General features: G+C 51.7%; 6 protein-coding genes. 5 read left to right on the forward strand and 1 reads right to left on the reverse strand.

Going from position 1 to position 23,002, the window contains the following annotated elements:
• On the reverse strand, positions 1-1,316 hold a 1,316-nt coding region (locus IQ256_RS30315), incomplete at its 3' end, for an energy transducer TonB (RefSeq protein ID WP_193854951.1).
• A gap of 512 nt (positions 1,317-1,828) precedes the next feature.
• Between IQ256_RS30315 and IQ256_RS07660 the strand changes: the two genes are divergently transcribed.
• The 5 genes from IQ256_RS07660 to IQ256_RS07680 all read left to right on the forward strand — a co-directional run bounded on the left by IQ256_RS07660 (position 1,829) and on the right by IQ256_RS07680 (position 22,985).
• Positions 1,829-2,488 (forward strand): MotA/TolQ/ExbB proton channel family protein, encoded by a 660-nt coding sequence (locus IQ256_RS07660; protein ID WP_193854952.1) that lies wholly within the window; start codon positions 1,829-1,831, stop codon positions 2,486-2,488.
• Positions 2,469-2,879 (forward strand): biopolymer transporter ExbD, encoded by a 411-nt coding sequence (locus tag IQ256_RS07665; protein ID WP_193854953.1) that lies wholly within the window; start codon positions 2,469-2,471, stop codon positions 2,877-2,879. The genes IQ256_RS07660 and IQ256_RS07665 overlap by 20 nt, the downstream gene beginning before the upstream one ends.
• Before the next feature lie 458 nt (positions 2,880-3,337).
• The gene (locus IQ256_RS07670) at positions 3,338-7,456 is read left to right on the forward strand and encodes an AMP-binding protein (protein WP_193854954.1); all 4,119 of its coding nucleotides are present in this window, start codon (positions 3,338-3,340) and stop codon (positions 7,454-7,456) included.
• Positions 7,453-15,195, forward strand: a complete 7,743-nt coding sequence (locus tag IQ256_RS07675) for a type I polyketide synthase (RefSeq protein WP_193854955.1) — start codon at positions 7,453-7,455, stop codon at positions 15,193-15,195. Before IQ256_RS07670 ends, IQ256_RS07675 begins: the two co-directional genes overlap by 4 nt.
• On the forward strand, positions 15,195-22,985 hold the full coding sequence (locus IQ256_RS07680; protein WP_193854956.1) for a type I polyketide synthase: 7,791 nt from the start codon (positions 15,195-15,197) through the stop codon (positions 22,983-22,985). The genes IQ256_RS07675 and IQ256_RS07680 overlap by 1 nt, the downstream gene beginning before the upstream one ends.
• Positions 22,986-23,002: the final 17 nt, after the last annotated feature.

Consider the following 23,002-nt stretch of genomic DNA (forward strand, 5'->3'; position numbering starts at 1 on the left):
GGGCTTGAGGGTGCTGGCGTCTCTGGTGGAACGGTAGATGGTGAGCCAGGGAGATTGAGCAGTGAGGCGGGTGCTGGCGTTTCTGTTTCTGGTGTTGGAGCGTCTGGTGTCGGAGTGCTTGTTGTTGGAGTGATGGGCGTGGATGGCCCTGACTCGGTCGCAGGCTCTGTCAAATTCTCCTCAACTAAAGAGTTGCTAACTTCACTTTGATGGGTAGTGTCAGTCTCTGAATCGTTAGCATCTGAGGTTCCAGTATTCAGGTTTTCAGGGTCTTGGTCTTGAGTGTCTGAATCTCCAGTCTCTAAATCTTCAGTATTTATAGAGTCAGTGTCAGAATCAATATCTTGGTCTATGGCATCTTGACTAGCGTCTTGACTTGTAGCCGACGATCGAGTGGTTGGCGGCGCAGTCTGATCGGGCGAAATATCTCGAACCTGCTGACCTACGGGTAGCTCTACCGCGCGAATCTCACCCGCCTGCTCGGCCTCTTCAGACTGCTCAGAATCATCGATCACATAGACTACATCCACCGAGATCTGACCGCCTAGCCCCATCGGATCTTGAAAGCGCCAGTTCCTTCTGGCTTCTTCTAAAGCCGCTTGATCAAAGGCCGCATTGCCGCTAGACACTTCAATCTCTGCTGAAATGACTCTACCGTTCGTATCAAAGATCGCGTTGATCACAGGCTGGCCTTCAACTTTCTCTCGGCGAGCCGTCATTGGGTAGTCTGGCAAAGTGCAAGGGTTACAGCTCACTACACGGGAGGACGGTGCTCGGCGAGCGGCTAAGGAAATCTCTTCTACCGGAGCGCGGGGTCTGCTCGGGGGCGCTTGCGGCGGGGGCAGATTAATGTGATCGCCTGTTACCGGCTCACCCGAACCCGGCACCAGACCCACAGCAGTAGAGTCTCCGACCGCGCCTTCCCCATCGATCTCTCCATTTTCAGTTGCGATCGCTGGGGCCGCCGCCACCGTATCGGCAGCAGCGACCTCAGGCGTGGGGACTGGCTCCGCGTTGGTTGCCAGCGGCGCGGCAGACGGTCTTGATGCAGAGGCCGCTGGCTCCGGCTCTGGTTCGGGCGGCTCCGGCTCTGGTTCGTCAGGTGCTTGCTGTACCAGCTCCTCTTCTACTATGATCTCAACCGGCACAGCCGTTACCTGGGGATCATCAGTGGGCGCACCAGAAATCATCCGAGAGATGAACGGCAAAGAGAAAAAATGAACGCCACCAGCCACCAGCGCTCCCACACCGAGAACACGCCACATGATGCGGATTTCTCGACGATATTGTTCAAATGTATCTTTAGAAAATCCCACTAAAAAACCTCACTGAACATTGGCTTACCCTCTGCTCACAACAGAAATACGGTCACCGGGCTCAAGCTTGCTATGCCAAAGTTTCTGATTTCTCCACCGCTCATGTAGCTTATCAGTAATTCCTCCTGATTAGATACTATCAATTAAGGAAGTTAGTATAAAAATGAAGCTACCTCTATGTATCTATTTATTTAATGTACCGACTCAGTACTGATAGAGAAGGAATAGAGCTTGAATAAACCGCTTGATGGTTAAAGGTTCTCAGCCGCTGCCCACGCACTAAGCTTAGATAGCTTTGGTAAAGCGGGTCTTTCAGATAGGCGTTTAAGCGCGAGAATTGCGGCTGGCAACGCTTTCTACTTGACAATAAATTTCATTTACAGATAAGCTAACAGGACTATAAAATTGTCCTAGTGTTGAGAATAACTCAGTGTGCGCTGCTCAACAGTGTGCGCTGCTCATCGCTGGGGTGGCCCTTCCCCCATTACTAGTATCATAGGACTAGATTATCGATGTCTACGAGTGAAATGTTTGCTGCGGGTGGCATCGTCATGTGGCCCCTGCTTTTGTTTTCGGTGCTAGTTCTGATTCTAGCGATTGAGCGAGCTGTCTTTTGGAGCCGTATTAGAAGGCGGCAGCGTTCGCTAATCAAGCGGGCGCTAGTGCTGTACGAAGAAAGACCTGGAGATGCGATCGCCTTGCTCAAAAAGAGCTTGAACTTTCCAATCGCTCGGGTCTTCTTAGAGGCACTAGAAGTTAAAAACGCCTCTCCTAATCAGTTTCGACTGGCCTTAGAAGGCGCTACGCATGGAGAAATTCCGCTGCTCAAGCGATTTTCAAGTGTGTTTCAAACGGTCATTGCGATCGCCCCCTTACTAGGTCTGCTAGGCACTATCTTGGGCCTAATTAGATCGTTTGCGGCGGTTCGCATTGGCGAGATGGGCGCTGATGCGTCTCAGGTGACAGGCGGTATTAGCGAAGCTTTGGTCTCTACGGCAGCGGGTATGGTGGTTGCCATCTTTGCTCTAGCCGCTTTCAACATATTCAGGTCGTGCTATCGTCGTCAGCTCTCTCTTTTACAAGAATATAGCAGCCAGCTAGAGATTCTGTACGAGCGCCATAACAGTTACCACTATTCAAAAGAGTCGGCCTATGCGTCTGTTCAACGATGACCTAGAAGAAGAAGTCTCAGTTAATATTCTGCCGATGATAGACGTTATCTTTGCGATATTGTCTTACTTCATTATTTCCTCTCTCTTTTTGACTCGGGCTGATGGTCTACCGATCAATCTTCCCAACGCCCAGACCTCTCAGCAGCAGCCTGATGCTAACTTCACCATCTCAGTAGACGCAGACGGCCAGGTTACTCTCAATCAGTCGCCTATTCAAATCTCAGAGATTCAGAGCGTCATCGAAGAGCAGCTCGATCCTGAACAGGCTGCTGTTGTCACCATTCGTGCAGACGAAGCGGCTTCTCATGGAGAAGTGGTTGGGGTAATGGACGAAGTGAGGCAGATTGAAGATGCGAGGTTGGCGATCGCCACTCGCCCCGGCGATCGCTAGCACCTCATATCATGATGGGTTTTGACGGCTTCAGAATTATTTAATATTTCAGCATAGGCTAGATGATAGGTCGAAGCCGCGCCGTACTTACATCTGTGACCTCAGAGAAACTACTGAGAAAAACGATCAAAATAGGGGTGAATGGGTCTATACTTATTGACAACGATTACTAATTAACTTCGTGGGTCAGAAAGCGCATTCTCGTAGCTCACGAAATTTTGCCCCTTCTCAGCAGACAACGCCTTTGGTGGACAGGCTGCTCAGATGGAGATATTTATCTGTGGAATACGTCTTTTCCTCCGAAAGACTTTCTCTTTTGCCAAAGGGCTTTCTTTTTCAGAATGTTTGTGAACCACTCAACTATCGACAGCTCACGAAAAGGTCATGAACGAGGTATTGACAACCATTCTCTGTGGCAACAACCTCTGGGGCAAAGTGCAGGTTGGCCCTTAGTACAAATGAGCACTCAGGGGAGCACTCAGGCAGCGACACCACTTTTGGACAGGCTCTACTGGCGCGCCGCTCACCAGCCTGAACGGATTGCCTATCAGTTCTTAGCCGATCAGCCTGCTGCTGTTGCTCAGTCAGATCTAACGGTTTGGACGTACCGAGACTTATTTTTGCAGACTCAGCAGGTTGCTCAGTCAATTTTGACAGTATTTGGTGAGAAGTGCGGTGAGAATACTGTTGAGGATGCCTCAGGTCAGGATGCTTTAGCCCGGCAAGTTCTACTGGTGTACCCGCCGGGGTTAGAGCTGGTTGCAGCGTTTTTGGGATGCCTGTCGGCAGGGATGGTCGCGATTCCTGTTCCCCCACCGCGTCGGCACGAAAGCCGATCACGCTGGCAGCACATTCTTTCTGATGCGAAGGTTGACAGCATCTTAACCACTCAGTCACTATCCGATGAGCTAGCACCTTTGATTCAAGCTGCCTGTGGGCAAAAGCAGGCAGCTTCTATTGGATGGATTATTACAGATGCCCAGACAATTACTAAGCCAACGTCAAAAATAGCAAAAGATACGCTGCATACGCCTCTAGAACAGAAGGATTTAGAGAAGAAAGATCTAGAACAGAAAACAAGCAACCCGGCAGACGTTGCCTTTTTACAGTACACGTCTGGCTCTACCAGTCAGCCTAAAGGCGTGATGGTGACGCATGGAAATCTGGCGCACAATTTACAGCAGATACAGCAAGCCTTTGGCCATAGTGAGCAAACTCGCTGCGTCATTTGGCTGCCGCCGTATCACGATATGGGACTGATTGGCGGCATATTGCAGCCCCTCTACGGGGGATATCCGGTGACGCTGATGTCGCCTGCTTCTTTCTTGCGGCGACCGGCGCGATGGTTAGAGGCAATCTCTCACTTTGGCGGCACGACCAGCGGCGGGCCAAACTTTGCCTACGACTACTGCGTTCAAAAGATTTCACCCGCCGATCGGCACAAGCTAGATCTTTCCACGTGGCAGGTTGCCTTTACTGGCGCTGAACCTGTGCGATCGCAGACGCTTCGGCGCTTTACTACCGCTTTCTCTGGCTGTGGATTTAGAGCCTCTGCTTTCTATCCCTGCTATGGGCTAGCTGAGGCGACTTTGTTGGTCTCGGGCGGATTGCCTACGACTGCGCCTAATGTTGTTACGCTTGATCGTCAGGCACTCCTCGGCAACCAGGCTGTAGACGTTGAGCGGGTTTCCGATTCGTTCGAGGCGACAGAAGACGCTGATAGAAAGGCATTGGTTAGCTGTGGTAAGGCTGTAGATCAACAGATTAGAATTGTTGATCCCCAAACAGGTATTGCTTGCAAAGAGAAAGAAATTGGCGAAATTTGGCTGACGGGTGAGAGCGTTGCTGCGGGCTATTGGAATCGGGAGAGAGAAACGCAGCAGGTTTTTCAAGCTACGCTACCAGACAGCGATCTTTTGTTCCTAAAAACAGGCGATCTAGGTCTTCTTTTTCGAGATGAACTGTTCGTCACCGGACGGCTGAAAGATTTAATCGTTATACGCGGTCAGAATTACTACCCTCAAGATATAGAGCAGGTTGTTCAATCAGCTCATGCTGGCTTTGCTTCAGTAAGCGCGGCCTTCAGCCTAGTAGAAGACGGTAAAGAGAAGCTGATCGTCGCGCAAGAGGTGACACGATCGGTAGTGCGATCGCTTCGCAAAGGAACAATAAAATCGGCTGATATGATGGCCGCTATTCGCGCCGCCGTCTCGAACGAGTTTGGCATTCAAGTCGGCGCGATCGCCCTGCTTAAACCAGGTAGAATTCCTAGAACCACTAGCGGCAAAGTGCAGCGACACCGCTGTAAAGCGCTGTTTGAGTCGGATGAATGGGACGCGATCGCTCAAGATGGGCAAGTACAAAGCGGACAAAAGCAAGAACAAGAGATAGCGCATTCGGCAGACAGCGAAAAAGAGCAGAAAACTGTCGCCGAACTGCTGAGCTGGCTAAGAGACTACGCGCATGAGCAGATTGACTCTCGGCAGATGGACGAACGCCGCTGTCTCAACCCTGGCCTGATCCTAGACTTTGGCAACAAAGGATTACTCGGCATGCAGGTGCCCGAAGCCTATGGCGGACTGGGGCTAGGGCATCAGGCGACGCTCGATATTATTCAGCAGCTCGGCGCAATTGATCTGACGCTGGCGCTCTTTGTGGGGTTGAACAACGTACTCGGCATTCGCCCGATCCTGCGCTACGGCTCAGACGAACTTAAGGCAAAATGGCTGCCCAAATTAGCCACTGGCCGCGAGCTAGCCGCCTTTGCCCTGACCGAAGCAGGCGCTGGCTCTCATCCGGTTGGCATAGCGGCTCAGGCACTGCCGACTGCAGCGGGCTGGCAGCTTCAAGGAGAGAAAATTTGGAGCGGTTCAGCGGCGTGGGCTGGCATTATCAATGTGTTTGTTCAACAGGTTGATGATGCCGGTCGTCCGCTGGGGATTACGGGCTTCGCGGTAGAGAAAGGAACGCCTGGGCTGAAGCAAGGGCCAGAGGCGCTGACCATGGGCATGCGGGGCATGGTGCAAAACACGGTGCTTCTAAATCAGGTGCCAGTAAAAGATTCACAGCGACTAGGAGAGACTGGTGCGGGAATGAGCGTGGCGCAAGATGCAATGCGCTATGGACGACTGGCGATCGCAGCCGCCTGCGCGGGTGGAATGAAGCGCTGCGCTCAGCTGATGCTGCGCTATGCCCAGCGACGACAGATTTCTACCGGGCGGCTGATTGATAATCCGGTGATGCTGACCCGGCTAAACTGGCTAAGTCAGGCCACAGCAATGGTGGAAAGCCTGGTGACGCTAATGGCGACTCGACTCGATCGATCGCTATCGGTGCCAGAAGATCTCTACGCCGCTTGTAAAATCATCGCCCCAGAGCTCTACTGGCAGGCGACTGACGACTTGGTGCAGTCGCTGGGCGGGCGAGGATATATAGAAACAAACCTAGCACCGCAGATGATGCGAGATGCAAGAGTGCTGCGGGTGTTTGAAGGGCCGACAGAGGCGATCGCGATGCATTTAGGTGCTCGAACGATGGCTCAGTCTAACCATCTCCAGGCGTTCTGGACGGATATTGAACAAACAGAAGTTGGCCAGCGACTGTCTGATGCAATCTTGCCGCTAAATACCGCTCGTCAATCGTCGAGTCACTCAGAACAACAATCAAAACAACGAGTAGAACAACAAATAGAACGAGGAATAGAGCAGCGAACAGAGCGGCAAATGAGCCAGTATCAGGTAGGGCAAATTACGGCTTGGGCCATCGGCGTAGCTGCGTTGAAGCATACCCAGGCACCGCACGCATCGATTGCCTGGGGCGAACAGCAGCTCGATCAACAAATTGAGCAGGCTTTGCGACTCAGCGCTGATCAAACCACGGCACTGAGCGCTGAACAAATCGCTCGACGAATTGAGGACTATCAGGCAAACATTGGCTGCGTAGATCCTTTGGCAGCAGTGGCTGGGCTAGACGAGTGGCTGCAACCTGATCCTTCTGGTTCTTTTGGAGATCATCTAGGCGATCAGCGCTTTCAGGCTGAAAGTCAGCTGCAAAATTCTGTTCTATCTCATGTAGGTTCTAGCGCGGGTTCTGAGGCGATCGCAAAACCCACCGTCAGCCGCGCCGCTGCCCAGCCAGAAAAACAATTAACCCAGTGGATAGTTGCATGGATGGCAGCGCAGCTTGGAATTGAACAAACTCAAATCGACCCAGATAGAGCCTTTGCCGACTATGGATTAGACTCGGTAATGGCGGTTGAACTCGCAGAAGCTCTTACTCAGCATCTAAAGCTCGCAGCGCCACTAGAAGCGACTTTGGCTTGGCACTTTCCAACCCTCTCAGCGATGGTAACTCACCTGATAGCTGTGGCATCGCCCAAGAAAGAGATATTGAAAAAACAGCCAGAAGAACAGTCGAAACAGATAGCAGAGAAAGACTCTGAAAAGAGCGCGCTTCTAGAGAGAAAACCGCTGGCGATCGCAGGCGACCATACAGCCGAGCTCAGTCAGCTTTCAGAAGCCGAGCTAGCCGCCACACTTTCAGCCGAACTAGCCGCCGCTAAGGGAGGCAACCCATGACCTACCCACGCGCTTTTAACAACAGAGTTAACCGCGATCAGCAGTCTGCTGGCCTCGCTCCGGCTAACTACCGCGACCTTTTGCAAGAAGCCACCATTCAGCTTCGCAAACTGCGCGGTCAGATCGGTGATTTAGAACAGAAGCAGATCGAGCCGATCGCCATTGTCGGTATGGCCTGCCGATTTCCGGGCGGTGCCAACAGCCCAAAAACCTATTGGCAACTGCTACGAGATGGAATAGACGCGGTTAGTGAGATTCCGGCTCAGCGCTGGAATGCAGATGCCTATTTTGATAGCGATCCTGATGCTGTTGGAAAAATGTACACCCGCAGCGGCAGCTTTATCGATGGTGTCGATCAGTTCGACCCGCAGTTCTTCGGAATCTCGCCCCGCGAAGCACATCAGCTCGATCCGCAGCAGCGCCTTTTGTTAGAGGTGAGCTACACAGCCCTAGAGAATGCTGGACTGCCACCGTTTGATTTACAAGGTAGCGCCACGGGCGTTTTTATTGGACTTTGTTTTGATGACTATGCCCAGCGCAGCGTTCACTCAGGCGATTTGACTCGCATTAACGCTTTTAGCAGTTTGGGCAACACGCGCAGTATCGCCGCTGGCCGCATTTCCTATACATTCGGCTTCCAGGGGCCAACTTTACAGCTCGATACTACCTGTTCTTCTTCTTTGCTAGCGGTGCATCTAGCCTGTCAGAGTCTGCGTACTGGGGAGTCTAACTTGGCACTAGCAGGTGGTGTAAACCTGATGCTATCGCCAGAAGTGACGGTCGGCTTTTGTAAGCTAAAGGCGCTGTCTGTGGACGGACGCTGCAAGCCCTTTGATCAGAGTGCGGATGGCTATGGCCGAGGAGAGGGCTGTGGCATAGTAGTGCTAAAGCGGCTATCAGACGCGATCGCCAACCAAGACAATATCCTGGCGCTAGTGAAAGGCTCTGCTGTCAACCACGACGGTGTGAGCAATGGCCTTACCGCTCCAAATGGCTCGGCGCAAACCGCTGTGATTCGACAGGCGATCGCCAATGCCAAGCTAAACGCCGACCAAATTCAATACGTAGAAGCCCACGGCACCGGCACGCCTTTGGGCGATCCGATAGAAATTCTCTCTTTGAACCGGGCAATCGGGCAAGAGCGCTCAGCGCCGCTGTGGGTCGGGTCGGTGAAATCGAACTTTGGTCACTTAGAAGGCGCGGCGGGCGTGGCTGGCCTGATCAAAGTTATTCTCTCTTTGCAGCACCAGCAGATCCCACCTCACCTGCACTTTTCAGCACCGAATCCGCGCATTCCCTGGCAGCAGATACCCATCGAAATTCCTAGTCAGCTTACCCCTTGGCCAGAGACATCAGAGCCTAGACGAGCGGGCCTTAGCGGATTTGGCATGAGCGGCACCAACGTTCATCTGATTATCGAAGAAGCCAATGTTGCATCTGACGACGTATCACCTATTCAGCTAGCCGAGCCAGAAGCATTCTCAAGCGATCGCCCGGCTCATCTCTTGGCGATATCAGCTCGCAGTCAAAAAGCGCTGCGGGCACTGGCTCAGCAATATCTCGAATGGTTGCCCACAGCGGCTGTCGACCCAGCAGACATCTGTTTTACGGCCAACACTGGGCGATCGCATTTCTCTTGCCGCCTCGCGCTAGTTGGCTCAGACAAGCCGCAGCTGATTCAACAGATCCAACACTTTCTTAATGACAGCGCGGCTCGTACAGGCAAGTCGCGCTCTGTTGCCCAGCCGCAGCTCGCTTTCCTTTTCACCGGACAAGGTGCCCAATACGCTGATATGGGCCGACAGCTCTATGAAAATGAGCCTGTCTTTAGCGCTGCGCTCGATCGCTGCGCCGATCTGCTCAAAGCAAATGGTGAGGGGAGAAATATTGACCTACTCTCTGTTCTATATCCAACATCATATCCAACATCAACAGATAGCGAAGAGACTATTGATCAAACGACATCTGCCCAGATGTCGCTATTTGCAATTGGCTACGCGCTCACCGAGCTTTGGGCCGATTGGGGGATCTATCCAGACTACGTTCTAGGTCATAGCGTTGGAGAATACGCAGCGGCAGTGGCGGCTGGCGTGCTCAGCCTAGAAGATGGACTGAAGCTGGTTGCCGCCCGAGGCCGACTGATGCAGTCACTGCCCGCAGGCGGCGGTATGGTCGCGGTGATGGCCTCAAGCGAAACGCTTGAATCTCTAGGCGCGAGCAAAGAGTCAGATACCGCCCTACTTAATGATGTCGAAATCGCGGCGGTTAACGGGCCTGAGAATACAGTGATTTCGGGCGAGTTAGCGGCACTTGACAGGGCGATCGCGCAGCTAAATTCACGCGGTATCAAAACAAAACAGCTACAGGTTTCTCACGCTTTTCACTCGGCGCTAATGGAGCCAGTGCTAGAGGTCTTTGAACAGATTGCTCATACCGTCCAATACCACCCGCCTCACAGATGTGAATTTGTCTCTAGCATGACGGCCAGCATGACAGGTAGTGCAGTGGAAGCGAATGAAGATTGGCCCCGCTATTGGACGAACCAAATTCGCCAGCCCGTGCAGTTTGCCGCCGCCATGCAAACACTCGCACGGCAGGACTGCACTCACTTTATCGAAATCGGGCCAAAACCAACGCTGCTAGCGATGGGACAGGTCTGTGTGCCGTCTCTATCGGCGGCCTGGTTACCGAGTCTTTCACCTGCTAGAAAACAGACTGCTCAACAACAGACCTCCGAACAACAAACTGCCCGAAAACAAACAATTGCAAACGATGCTGAAACCATTCTCTCTAGCCTAGGCAGGCTGTATGAAACGGGCGTCAGTATAGACTGGGCTGGATTTGACCGGGTCTATCCAAGGCAGACGGTGATTATTCCTAGCTATCCGTTTCAAAAGCAGCGCTACTGGATAGAGACGGATGAACCCATAGTACGATCTGCGAGCAAGAAACCTATAGACGCTCGAAGAATACATCCGCTGTTAGGGCGATCGCTTTCCCTAGCGGGCAATATCCAGTGTTTTGAAGCTGAAATCGGTCTTGGCTCGCCGCTCAGATGGGCAGAACATCAGGTATTTGGCACCGCGCTAGTGCCGACCGCCGCCTATCTTGAGATGGCGCTAGCTGCTGGAGAGGTGTGCTTCCAAGGTAATTGCGAGATAGAGGCTATGACCCTCCATAAGGGACTATGGATCGACTCTTCAGCGTCTTATCGTCTACAGACACAGCTCGCTCAAAAAGGGTCAGCAGCTTACACCATTACGATCTACAGCGCAAAAATAGAAGACGAGCAAACAAAAGATTTGGACTGGACGCACCATGTCACAGCAACGCTAAAGAGAAAACCCAGCGTAGTCTTTCCAGCGTTTTCTCTTACGGAAATTCAGGAGCGCCAAACGGATATGCTCTTGGCTCCCCAGCTTTATCAGATGTTCTCTCAGCGTGGCATTGACTACGGCGCTGAATTCAAAAGCATGAGACAAGTTTGGTTTCAGCCAAATTGCGAGGCGATCGCAGCCGTTCATCAGGCGGACTTCACTCAGGTAGATTCTTCTACTGAAACTGTCGCTTTCCAGTTTCATCCTATGCTTCTAGATGCGGGCTTGCAGCTCGCGGGCGTTACGCTCTCTGGCGAGGCAGGCAACTATTTGCCAGTCGCTGTTGAACAGTTCTGTCAGTCTCATTCTGTACCGAAGGGCGAGATCTGGGCGCATGCAAGCCGCTGTGATGATGGTGACGCGATCAAAGCAAATGTTTGGTGGTATGGCGAGAACGGACAGCCCTTCGCTGAGATGAAGGGACTGACGCTTCAACCAGTGACATCGATCCAAGTAAATGATCAGCCAAATAGCCAGCTAAATAACCAGATTCAGTGGCTACACAAAATTGATTGGCAGCGTTCGAGTTTGCCTCAAGCGCCTACTGATTGCTTGCTGGCTCCAGAAGAGGTGAAGCGGGCGATCGCACCTCAATTCACCCAGCTTATCCAGCAGCCTGACTTCCTCACCTACCAATCTCTGCAAGGCGAGCTCAACAAACTTGCCAGTGCCTACATTCAACAGGCACTAGCCGCTTTAGGATTAGATATCCTATCTACATCGCCGAGCGCAGTTGATTTAAATGTGGCCCTTCAGCATACACAGCTCCTCAACCGCTGCTTCGCTATTCAGTCGGCAGCAGATGCCAGCGTGATAAACGCAGCGCAACAGCACGAACAGCTACAGCAAAATCACCCAAGCCTTAGGTCTGAGCTGAGCTTACTAAAGCGCTGCGGAGAGAATTTGTCTGCTGTCTTACAAGGCCATATCGATCCAGTTGCAATTCTGTTTCTAGAGGGCGACTTATCTGAGCTAGGAGAGCTTTATCAAAACTCGGTTGGGCCACGGGTGATGAATCAAATTGTGCAGGCGGCTATTCGTGCGATCGCCTCCCAGGTGACAAACCAGGTGACACTCGATAGACCGCTACGAGTTCTTGAGATTGGCGCGGGCACAGGTGGAACAACTGCCTATCTGTTGCCGGAGCTAGCAAAGCTGCCTTGCGAAGTAGAGTATTATTTCACAGATATCTCACCTCGATTTATCAGCGCTGCTAAGACGCAGTTTCAAGCGTTTGACTGGATGCGCTACGGCCTGCTGAATATTGAAGATGAGCCGCAGGGAAAGGAATTCTCTGACTTCGGCTCTGAGTTCGACATTGTTATCGCGGCGAACGTTCTTCATGCGACGGCTGATTTGCAACAAAGCCTGTCGCACGTAGGCGAACGGCTGGCTCCCGGCGGACAGCTCATCCTGCTAGAGGGTACGCAGTCTGTGGCTTGGATAGATCTAATCTTCGGATTAACCCCAGGCTGGTGGCGATTCACCGATAAAGACCGACGCCCTGAGCATCCTTTGATTTCTGTCGATAGCTGGAAAAGCGTTTTGGCATCGGCAGGATTTGAAACATCTGTTGAATTAGTGCCTGAAAGCAGAAATGAAACAGACATAAAACGCGCTCAGTCGGTAATCGTGGCCCAGTGGAAGGAGCGGAAGCCCGCACAGTGGACAGTTACTGGTGCGAACGCAGGTTCTGTTGTATCGCTATTGAGAGAGAATTGCCAGAACGCTGAAGCTGTTTCTTTGCTAGAGGCGGCTGATGGAGACACTGTTTATGACGATTATGTTGTCTATTGTCTTGATAGTGAAGAGACCGTGGCGGATAGTGCGATCGCCCCTACAGCAAGCGCCACCTACAGCCGAGCCTTGAAGCTGATTCAATCCATCGCACAGCAGCCCCATGCGCCCCGGCTCTATTTCACAAGTATCGCATCTAATCCCAAAACGCAGCTGATTCACTCTGGCCTATGGGGTCTACTGCAAACCGCACAGCTAGAGCACCCCGACCTCTGTTGTTCTTATATTCAAGTAGAAAACTTAGCGCAACTTACCCAAGAGCTGCTGGCTGATTCACCCGAGACTCAGGTGCTCTATCAAAATGGACAGCGAAAAATTGCTCGAATAGAGGATTTCTCTCCAGATAACGCACCTACAGAATTGCCTACTCAGCTTTTCATTAGCAACCCCGGCACGCTTTCTAGCTTGAGCTGGCAGTCTGTATCCCGCCGCCAGCCGAGCGCTAACGAAGTTGAAATAAAAGTCAGCGCCACAGGGCTAAACTTCCGCGATGTGCTGATTGCAATGGGTCAGTATCCCGAAGCCGCGCCATTGGGCTGCGAATGTACAGGCGAAGTGGTTGCCATTGGCCAGCAGGTGAGCGATTTAGAGATTGGGCAACAGGTGATGGCGATCGCCCCCGACAGCTTCGCCCAATACGTAACGCTTAACCGCGCACTGCTCGCACCCATTCCCAAAACAACAACCCTTGTAGAAGCAGCCACTCTGCCAGTCGCGTTCACGACGGCTTACTACAGCCTGTGTGAGCTAGCACAGTTAAAAGCAGGGGATAAGGTCTTAATTCACGCGGCCACTGGCGGTGTGGGACAGGCCGCGATTCAGATCGCCCAGCAAATCGGCGCAGAAATATTTGCAATTGCTAGCCCTAGCAAGTGGAATACGCTACAGGCAATGGGCATCACTCACATCATGAACTCTCGTACCCTGTCATTTGCTGATGAGATTATGGCCGCGACAGCAGGTAAGGGCGTAGATGTGGTGCTCAATTCTCTTCCCGGCGAATTTCGCGCTAAAAGCCTTGAATCGCTTGATAAGAAAGGCCGATTCATTGAAATTGGTAAAGGCAATGGCCTAAGCGTAGAACAGATTGCTCACATCCGCCCGGATGTAGATCATTACACTGTTGATATCTCTGAGCTGTGTACGCAGCAGCCTCAACAGGTTCAGTCTATTCTTCAGCATCTGAAAGCAGAGGTTAAACAAGATAGATGGCAAACAATCCCCTTTACCTCTTTTGCTCAAGCCGACACGGTTCAAGCCTTTCGCACCTTGCAGCAAGCGAAGCACACAGGCAAAATTGTTCTCAGCCAAAACACGCAAGCATCAGAAACGCAAGCACCAGCGCCACAAATATCAGCTAACAGCACGTATCTGGTCACGGGCGGATTAGGCGGACTGGGCCTACTCACGGCGCAGTGGTTAGCAGACCAAGGAGCTAAGCGTATTGTACTGTTGAGTCGCAGTGAGGCAAGCGATACGGCTCGATCTGTTGTTGATCAGCTAGAGTCTCAGGGCGTGAGCGTTGAGATGATATCGGCAGATGTCGCGAATAAGGCTGCTATGGAGCGCGTGATGGTGAATCTTACAGGCTCACAGTATCCTCTGAAAGGAGTGATTCATGCTGCTGGCGTGCTTGACGATGGGCTGATGCAGCAGCTCACAGAAGAACAGCTTGAAACTGTACTAGCGCCTAAAGTGACGGGCGCTTGGAATTTGCATACACTCACTCAAAGCTGTGAGCTAGATTTCTTTGTTCTCTTTTCTTCTGCCGCCGCGCTGCTTGGCTCTCCTGGCCAGGCAAACCATGCTGCTGCCAATGCCTTTTTAGATGGTTTGGCCCACTATCGCCAGCAGCAAAACTTGCCTGCACTTAGCATTAACTGGGGCGCATGGTCTACCGTTGGCTCAGCGCTTAGATACCAGCAGCAGGGCAGGCTTGAGCAGTTTCCGGGTGTAGACATTATTACCCCAAAAGAGGGCATCGCCCAGCTCGAAAGCATTTGGAGGACAACAGCCGCTCAAGTAGGAATTGTACCGATTAATTGGCAAACGTTTCTCTCAGTTCCTACGGCTAAAAATCATCCTCTGCTTAAGGGAAAACCTGCAGTGACATCTCGTCCCGCCATCAGCACAGGTGGAGCAACCTCTAACTTTCTAGCCAAACTCAATAACGCGCCTACAGCGCGAAAAAGAGAGATACTTGACAGCTACGTTTGTAAGAAAATCTGCCAGTTACTTGGGTTCTCTGCGAATGAGCTAAATCGTCAGACCGGATTTTTTGACTTGGGCATGGACTCACTCACCGCCCTAGAGCTGAAAAACAGCTTACAAACAGATTTAGAACTTTCTTTGCCCAGCACCCTCGCTTTTGACTATCCGACGGTAGAGGCATTGCTAGACTATCTCTCAGATCAGCTCACACCAGAGCCAACAGAAGCCGAATTCAGCACAGTTGAGAATTCCTTTAGCAATCTACTTGAAGACGATCTGATGGCCCAAGTAGAAGCCCGGATGGATCAAAAGCTTTCTGATCTCGACAGTCTTTTTGAGGAGGATGCACCCTAATGAAGCCGACCTCCTTACAGTCAGCAAACAGCAGTCAAAGCAACAATCAGCAGCGGATGACCCGCGCTTTGCAAGCAATAGAAAAACTTCAGGCCAAGCTCGCTAAATTAGAAGCTGCTCTAGGATCTATCAAGTCAGAACCAATTGCGATAGTGGGCATGGGCTGTCGTTTTCCTGGCGGCACGAACAGTCCAACAGATTTTTGGAAGGCTTTATCACAAGGGAAAGATGCCATCACACAGGTGCCGAGTGATCGCTGGGACGCTGATGCTTACTACGATCCTAATCCAGACACTCCGGGCAAAATCATCACCCGCGACGGAGGGTTTGTCGATCACCTGAAAACTTTCGACGCCGATTTCTTTGGTATCTCGCCCCGTGAAGCCGTCAGCCTAGATCCTCAGCAAAGGCTGCTGCTGGAAGTGAGCTGGGAGGCGATGGAGCATGGCGGCATTGTGCCGAGCCGATGGACGAACCGCCCGGTTGGAATTTTTGTTGGCGTTAGCAGTAACGACTATTCACAGTACCTCTCAAGCCGCGCTGAAGAGGAGATTGGTGCCTATTTAGCCACGGGGAATGCTCACAGCGTGATTGCAGGCAGACTTTCTTATAGTTTGGGGTTCACCGGGCCTAGTTTGGTGGTAGATACGGCCTGTTCTTCTTCTTTGGTGGCGGTGCATTTGGCCTGTCAGAGCCTGCGAAATCAAGAATGTGAGATGGCGATCGCAGGCGGCGTAAATCGCATTCTTGCACCCGAGTTCAGCATCAATTTCTCTAAGGCACACATGCTCTCGCCCGACGGACGCTGCAAAACGTTTGATGCGGCTGCCGATGGGTTTGCGCGGGGCGAAGGCTGCGGCGCTGTTGTGCTGAAGCGGCTATCAGATGCGATCGCTCACGGTGACAACATTCTGGCGCTCGTGCGCGGCGCGGCAGTGAATCAGGACGGTCGCAGCGGTGGTTTGACTGTACCTAACGGGCCATCGCAGCAGGTGGTGATTCGTCAGGCTTTGGCGAGTGCTGGGGTGAAGCCGGCGCAGGTGAGCTATATCGAAGCGCACGGTACGGGAACAGCGCTAGGAGATCCGATTGAGATCGGCGCTTTGGGTGCTGTGTTTGGGCAAAGTCATTCTGTTGAAAATCCTTTGAAAATTGGCTCGGTGAAAACAAACATTGGGCATTTAGAAGCAGCGGCTGGTATGGCGGGGTTGATTAAAGTTGTGCTGGCGATGCAGCATGACACGCTACCTGCACATCTGCACTTCAACACGCCGAGCCCTCACATTGACTGGGCCGCGCTGCCTGTTGAAGTCACTCAGAAATCAACCGCCTGGAGCAACGATAGCGATTCGAGATTTGCAGGCGTTAGCTCCTTTGGATTTAGTGGCACTAATGCCCATGTTGTTGTGGAATCTGCGCCTAAATTAGCTGTATCCAACAAAGTAAGAGCACCTAAAGCGGGCCAGCCTGAAACCGACTCTCACTTACTCACGCTGTCAGCGAAAGATTCAGCAGCACTAAGAGAATTAGCCGCGCAGTATGCTGAGCGGTTAGCACAGACGAGTGACGATCTGACTTTGAGAGATTTTTGCTGGAGTGCGGGTACCGGGCGATCGCACTTCTCCTATCGCCTCGCCCTTGTTACTGACTCTCTTTTTGAAGCTCAAAATCAGCTTGCCGCATACGCGCACGGCTCCGCAAGCGAAGCGACTATAAACAACGCTAGCTGGCAACTGGCCAACGTCGCTTTTCTCTTCACCGGGCAGGGCGCACAGACGGTGAGAATGGGCCAGGGGCTATACGACAGCGAGCCTATTTTCCGAGCCACCATCGACCGCTGTGACAAGATCTTAACTACAGAGTTTGATCGCTCTCTTTTAGGCATTCTCTATCCTTCAGATGCCTTATTAAAAAATGCTGAGGCGCTGATTGACCAGACCGAAAACACGCAACCGGCGCTGTTTGCGATCGCCTACGCCCTCGTCGAACTTTGGAAATCTTGGGGCATCAATCCCAAGTGCGTTCTAGGTCATAGCGTTGGAGAATATGCGGCAGCCGCTGCTGCTGGCATCATGAGCTGGGAAGATGGGCTAAGGCTGATCGCTCATCGCGGACGGCTTATGCAAAAGCTGCCTGCCGGGGGTGGCATGGCCGCAGTCATGGCCGCAGCGACTCAGATACAGCCATATCTACAGCCGGGCGTTGCCATCGCAGCGGAAAACGGCCCTACTAATACGGTGCTATCTGGATCGCAAATGGCTTTAAAAGCTGTGCTGTCGTCGATAGCGGCCAAAGGCATTCAGACTCAAAAACTCAAAGTTTCCCACGGGTTTCATTCGCCCTTAATGCAGCCAATTTTGAAAGAATTCGAGGCGATCGCGCAAAAATTCACCTACCATCGCCCTCAACTCGAAATGATTTCTACCGTCACTGGAGAAAGCGTAGGCGCTGTCAGCGATTGGCCCAAGTACTGGACAAAACATATTCAGCAGCCGGTTCGATTTTGGAAAGGCATTGACACGCTGATAGAAAAGTATGAGCAGTTTGTAGAGATTGGACCTAAGCCTATTCTGTCTGCGATGGGGAAAGCTTGTTCCGCTCAAACAAGCAATCTTCAGCATCAGCGTCAGCAAGATCAATCAACAGAAACATCTTCTGTAAAACGAGAAAAGCGGTGGCTGCCGAGTCTCTATCCTAATCGCTACAGCACAGAGAACGACAGACAAACGATACTTTCTAGCCTAGGCCATCTGTATGTTCAGGGCGCAAACATCGCTTGGCCACGCGAAGCGACTTATCGGGTTGAGTTGCCAACCTATCCATTCCAAAGAAAGCGCTACTGGATAGATATTGATAAATCTCATCAGACGGCAAATCATACTCCACCAAGATTAGGTTCAATAGCAGCGCATCCGCTGGTAGGTCAACCGATTCCGCTCGCAGGGACTCACACGCTTCGTTTTCAATCGTTGATTACGCCGACAGCTATTCCCTTTTTGCAAGAGCATCAGGTTTATGGCAAAGCCGTACTTCCTGCCGTCGGCTACCTAGAAATGGCACTGAGCGCTGTGCTAGAAGGGCAGAGTAACCCGCGATCGCTTAACAATATCAACTTCTATCAGGCGCTGCTGCTCGATCGGCCTCAAACCTTACAGACTGTCATCACACCGCTTGAAGCAGACACAGCACAGCAGAAGTTTGAAATTTTCAGTTTGCAAGATCATCATCAATGGCAGCTTCACGCCAGCGGCTATCTCACCAGTCAAGAGCGCATCGTTCATCACGACTCATTAGAACAGTTACAAAAGCGCTGCAATACAGAGGCTTCTGTTGCCAACTGCTATCAGCGTTTAGAGCGTAGAGGCATTACCTATGGGGATAGTTTTCGCGCTATTCAACAGATTTATGTGGGCGATCGCAATGTTCTCAGCCGCTTGCAGCTACCCGTCAGCTTGCAGACAACTCTGAGCGACTACCAGTTCCATCCGGTGCTGCTAGATGCTTGCTTGCAGAGCATTGTAGCCGCGTCTGAGGATGAGCAGGAAACAGAAACTTACCTGCCAGCGGCAATAGAACAAATACATGTTTACGTTGAAAAGATTGAAGCTGTTGCAGCTTGGAGCTATGTAGAAGTTTCTACCGAGCAGCAGTGGCCAACTGCAAATATACAGCTCTTTTCTCTAGCGGGTGAGCCGCTGATCAGCATTGTTAATCTGCGCCTTCAGCCAGCGACAAAAGAGAAAGTCATCGGTGCGATGCAGCCCGCTCAGACTGTTGAAAATTGGGCTATTGAAGACTGGTTCTATACAATTAACTGGCAGGCGCAGCCGCTGCCGGAACCTGTGAATGTATCGGCGCTCATCCATGCGCTAGCCGATGATTTTGGGGATGCGATCGCCCAACCCGCTATTCAGTCCTATCTCGCCTTTCTGCCGCAGCTCGAAGCCCTCAGTCTCAGCTATATTAAAGCAGCGCTAGCTCAGCTAAACGAGAATGTAGACATCAGCCCTGTCCATCATCCTCTCTTCCGCAGGCTGCAAACCATTGCCTCAGCAAACCCACCAATAGTTTCAACACCATCCACGCAACAGCAGATACTTTCACAGTATCCAGAAGCGAGAGCAGAGCTGTCTTTAATTCAGCGCTGCGGAGAGAGTTTGGCTCAAGTGCTTCAAGGCAACGTTGACCCGCTAACGCTCCTGATACCGTCCGGCGACCTCAGCGATCTGACTCAGCTCTATCAAGCTTCTCCAGGCGCTCTTCTAATGAATCAACAGGTTCATCAGGTCGTAGAAAGGCTGATCGCGAACAACCCCCAACCCATCCGCATCTTAGAAATTGGTGCGGGCACAGGCGGCACCACAGCTCACCTGCTACCGCTGCTAAGCGAAGCAGCCTACACATTCACCGATATTTCGCCGCTGTTTCTGGCCAAGGCAAAAGAGCGCTTTGCTGATTATTCAAATCTCATCTATCAACAGCTAGATATAGAACAATCGATTGAAGCACAGGGCTTCTGTCTTAATAGCTACGACTTAGTTATTGCGGCTAACGTGCTTCATGCCACTGCAGATATTGAACAGGTTCTGGCACGGGTGCGATCGCTCCTCATCCCTGGCGGACAGCTCATCCTGCTAGAAGGCACTCAACCACTCATCTGGTTAGATCTGATCTTTGGCATGACCGCAGGCTGGTGGAAGCGCTCAGAGTATCCTTTACTCTCTGTTTCAAAATGGCAACAGCATTTGCGCTCCGTTGGATTCGAGTCCGCTGAACTGATGAAAGCTTCTAATCCATCCAAGTCTGAGGCTCTGCCGCAATCCGTGATAGTCGCTAGCGTGTCATCAGCCGAGCAGACTTTGGTAGAGCTGGCGGAAAAAGTTTTGGTTGTAGCCCATGCCGATAGCGCCTTGGGTACGCAGATCACTCAAGCTACTAGAGGGAAATTTGTATTGATAGAAGAGATTTCGTCAGTAAGTAATCTTCTTTCATCAGAGACATGGCCCGAGCAGATTGTTTATATTGCGGGCAGAGAAGGTTCTGCTGTGACAGAGACAAATTCTCTTGAGGTGCTGGTAGAAAAAGATGCTACAGGGCTGCTGAATTTGGTGCGATCGCTCTCCGCCCAGGCGCGGCCCAAATGCCAGCTAAATATCGTCACTCAAGGCATAGCTGATGGAAATATCACCGGCAGTATCGCTGGACTAAGCCAAGCACCCCTTTGGGGTTTAGCGCGCGTGGTTGAGCTTGAGTATCCCAGATTAGATTGCCGTCGCATCGACTTAGACCCCAACAATTTAGCAGTAGATAACGCTGAGCTGCTTTGCCAGGAGCTAAAGGCTCGTTTACCAGAGAAATCTGTTGTTTACCGCCAGAGAACGAGACAGGTTGCTCGATTGGCGAGCGGCTATTCTCTTCAGTCCAAACAACAAAATCAGCTCACTGTTCCTAACGAACCCTTCAAGCTGGCGCTATCTACGAAAGGTAGTCCCGATAATTTGCAGCTCGTACCCTGCCAGCGGCGACAGCCAGAGGCGGGAGAGATTGAAATTCGAGTACTGGCAGCAGGACTCAACTTTATTGATGTGCTAGATGCGTTGGCGCTGCTGCCGTTTGAGCGAGATTGGCTGGGTGTGGAATGTGCAGGTGTTGTGGTCGCAGTCGGGGTGAGCATTGAGCACTTTGCTGTGGGCGACAGGGTGCTAGCGCTGGCGGCAGGTAGCTTTAGTCAGTATGTAACCGTGCCTGCGGAGCTAGCGATCGCACAGCCTCAAAACCTCAGCGCTCAAGCCGCCGCCGCCATTCCTGCGAACTTCCTGACGGCCTACTATGCTCTGCAAATTGTCGCGAAGTTGAAAAAAGGCGATCGCGTTCTCATTCATGCTGCCGCAGGGGGCACAGGGATGGCCGCCGTGAAGGTTGCCCAGCTTGTAGGTGCTGAAATTTATGCAACGGCCAGCCCGCGCAAGTGGAAGGCACTGAAAGAAATGGGCGTTCAACACATTATGAATTCTCGGACGCTGGATTTTGCGGATGGGATTATGGCGAAGACCGGTGGGCAAGGCGTTGATGTTATTTTGAACTCGCTGTCAGGTGATTTTCTTGAAAAGAGCACGTCTGTGGTAGCTGAGGACGGATGCTTTGTAGAAATTGGGAAGCGAGACATTTGGTCTCAGCAAAAGATGAACACAGCTAGAGCAGACGTAGACTATCACATTGTTGATCTAATGTCGGTGGCACAGCAGCAGCCTCAGACGATTCAGGCAATGCTTCAGACACTTAAAGTACAGTTTGAAACGGAAGCATTAAGCCCTATTACTCAGCGCGTATTTCCGCTAACGCAGGCGACGCAGGCTTTTCGACACATGCAACAAGCACAGCATATTGGGAAAGTTGTGCTTGCTTTAGAACCTACTTCAGGCGGTTCTAAAGCGTCTGTTTCTGAACAATCTGGAGCCCACGTAGTAGCGAATGGAACCTACCTTATCACTGGCGGAACGGGCGGACTGGGACTAGCAACGGCAAAGTGGCTAGTTGAACAAGGCGCTAGGCATTTGGCTTTGCTGAGTCGCGGTGTGAGTCCGAACCCGGCGGTAGAAGATTGGCTAAAAGAATGCGCGCGAACAGGCATTGAAGTATTGGTTTTGCAGGCAGATGTTTCGAGCAAACCGCAGCTAGCCTCTGCACTGAAAATCCTGAGAGAAAAGCTGCCGTTTCTAAAGGGTGTTGTTCATGCAGCCGGACAGTTGCATGATGGCGTTCTGCAACAGCTAGACTGGAAACAAATGGAGCAGGTGCTTGCGCCAAAAGCCTGGGGTGCTTGGCATCTTCATCAGTTGACCAAGCAAGATAAGCTAGACTTTTTCATTCTGTACTCCTCGGCGGCTTCTCTACTGGGCTCGCCTGGACAAGGCGCTCATGTCGCGGCAAATAGCTTTTTAGATGCGCTGGCACATCAGCGTCAGGCTGAAGGACTGCCTGCGCTCAGCCTCAACTGGGGCCCTTGGACAGAGGTTGGTTCTGCCCAAGGCAAAGCGACACAGCAGCAGATGAAGGATCGAGGAATTGGCGCGATCGCCCCTCAACAGGGCATACAGGCGCTCGAACAAATCCTCACTCAATTTGAGGTGCCACAAGTTGGTGTGATTCCTATCGACTGGCCCCAATTCAACCGGCAGATACACACCCAGGGAAGCCCCAAAGATCTGTTCTTCTTAAACTACACAAGCAGCGTCTCAAACGATGATGAAACTATTCGACGCTCAGCCAACAGCATAAACAGTGTTTTATCCTCTCACAACCCATCTTTATTATTAGAACCCTCTTGGCGGCAGCAGCTTAGCGCCTTACCCAAACGGCGACATGTTGCCTTCATTACGCAAGCGCTTCAGTCAGAAGTGGCCAAGGTGCTGGCCGTTCAAGATTCGACCCAAGTAGATCTCACCACCAGCTTCTTTGACTTGGGTATGGATTCACTCATGGCCGTGGAGCTAAAGAATCGGCTAGATGCTCAGACGGGTTATTCCATCGCGTCTACTGCTATCTTTGAGTATCCAACCCTTCAGTCATTAGCCGCCCATTTGGCAGATACTTTCAACAGTTTTGATAGCAGCATTGCTGAAAATAGTCCTAGTAGCAAATCTCAAACGCCGCTACCGGGAGGAACTGAGCCATATTCAAGGCCGTTCTCAGAGCCGTCTTACGAGCCATCGCAAAAGTCTAATAATCTATCACCACCCGATATTGAATTAGAACTAGCCGCCTTGGAAACGTTGTTAGACCGGACATAGCCCATTCATCTCCCTTT

This window comes from cf. Phormidesmis sp. LEGE 11477 (genome assembly GCF_015207105.1).
Lineage (GTDB): Bacteria > Cyanobacteriota > Cyanobacteriia > Phormidesmidales > Phormidesmidaceae > Phormidesmis.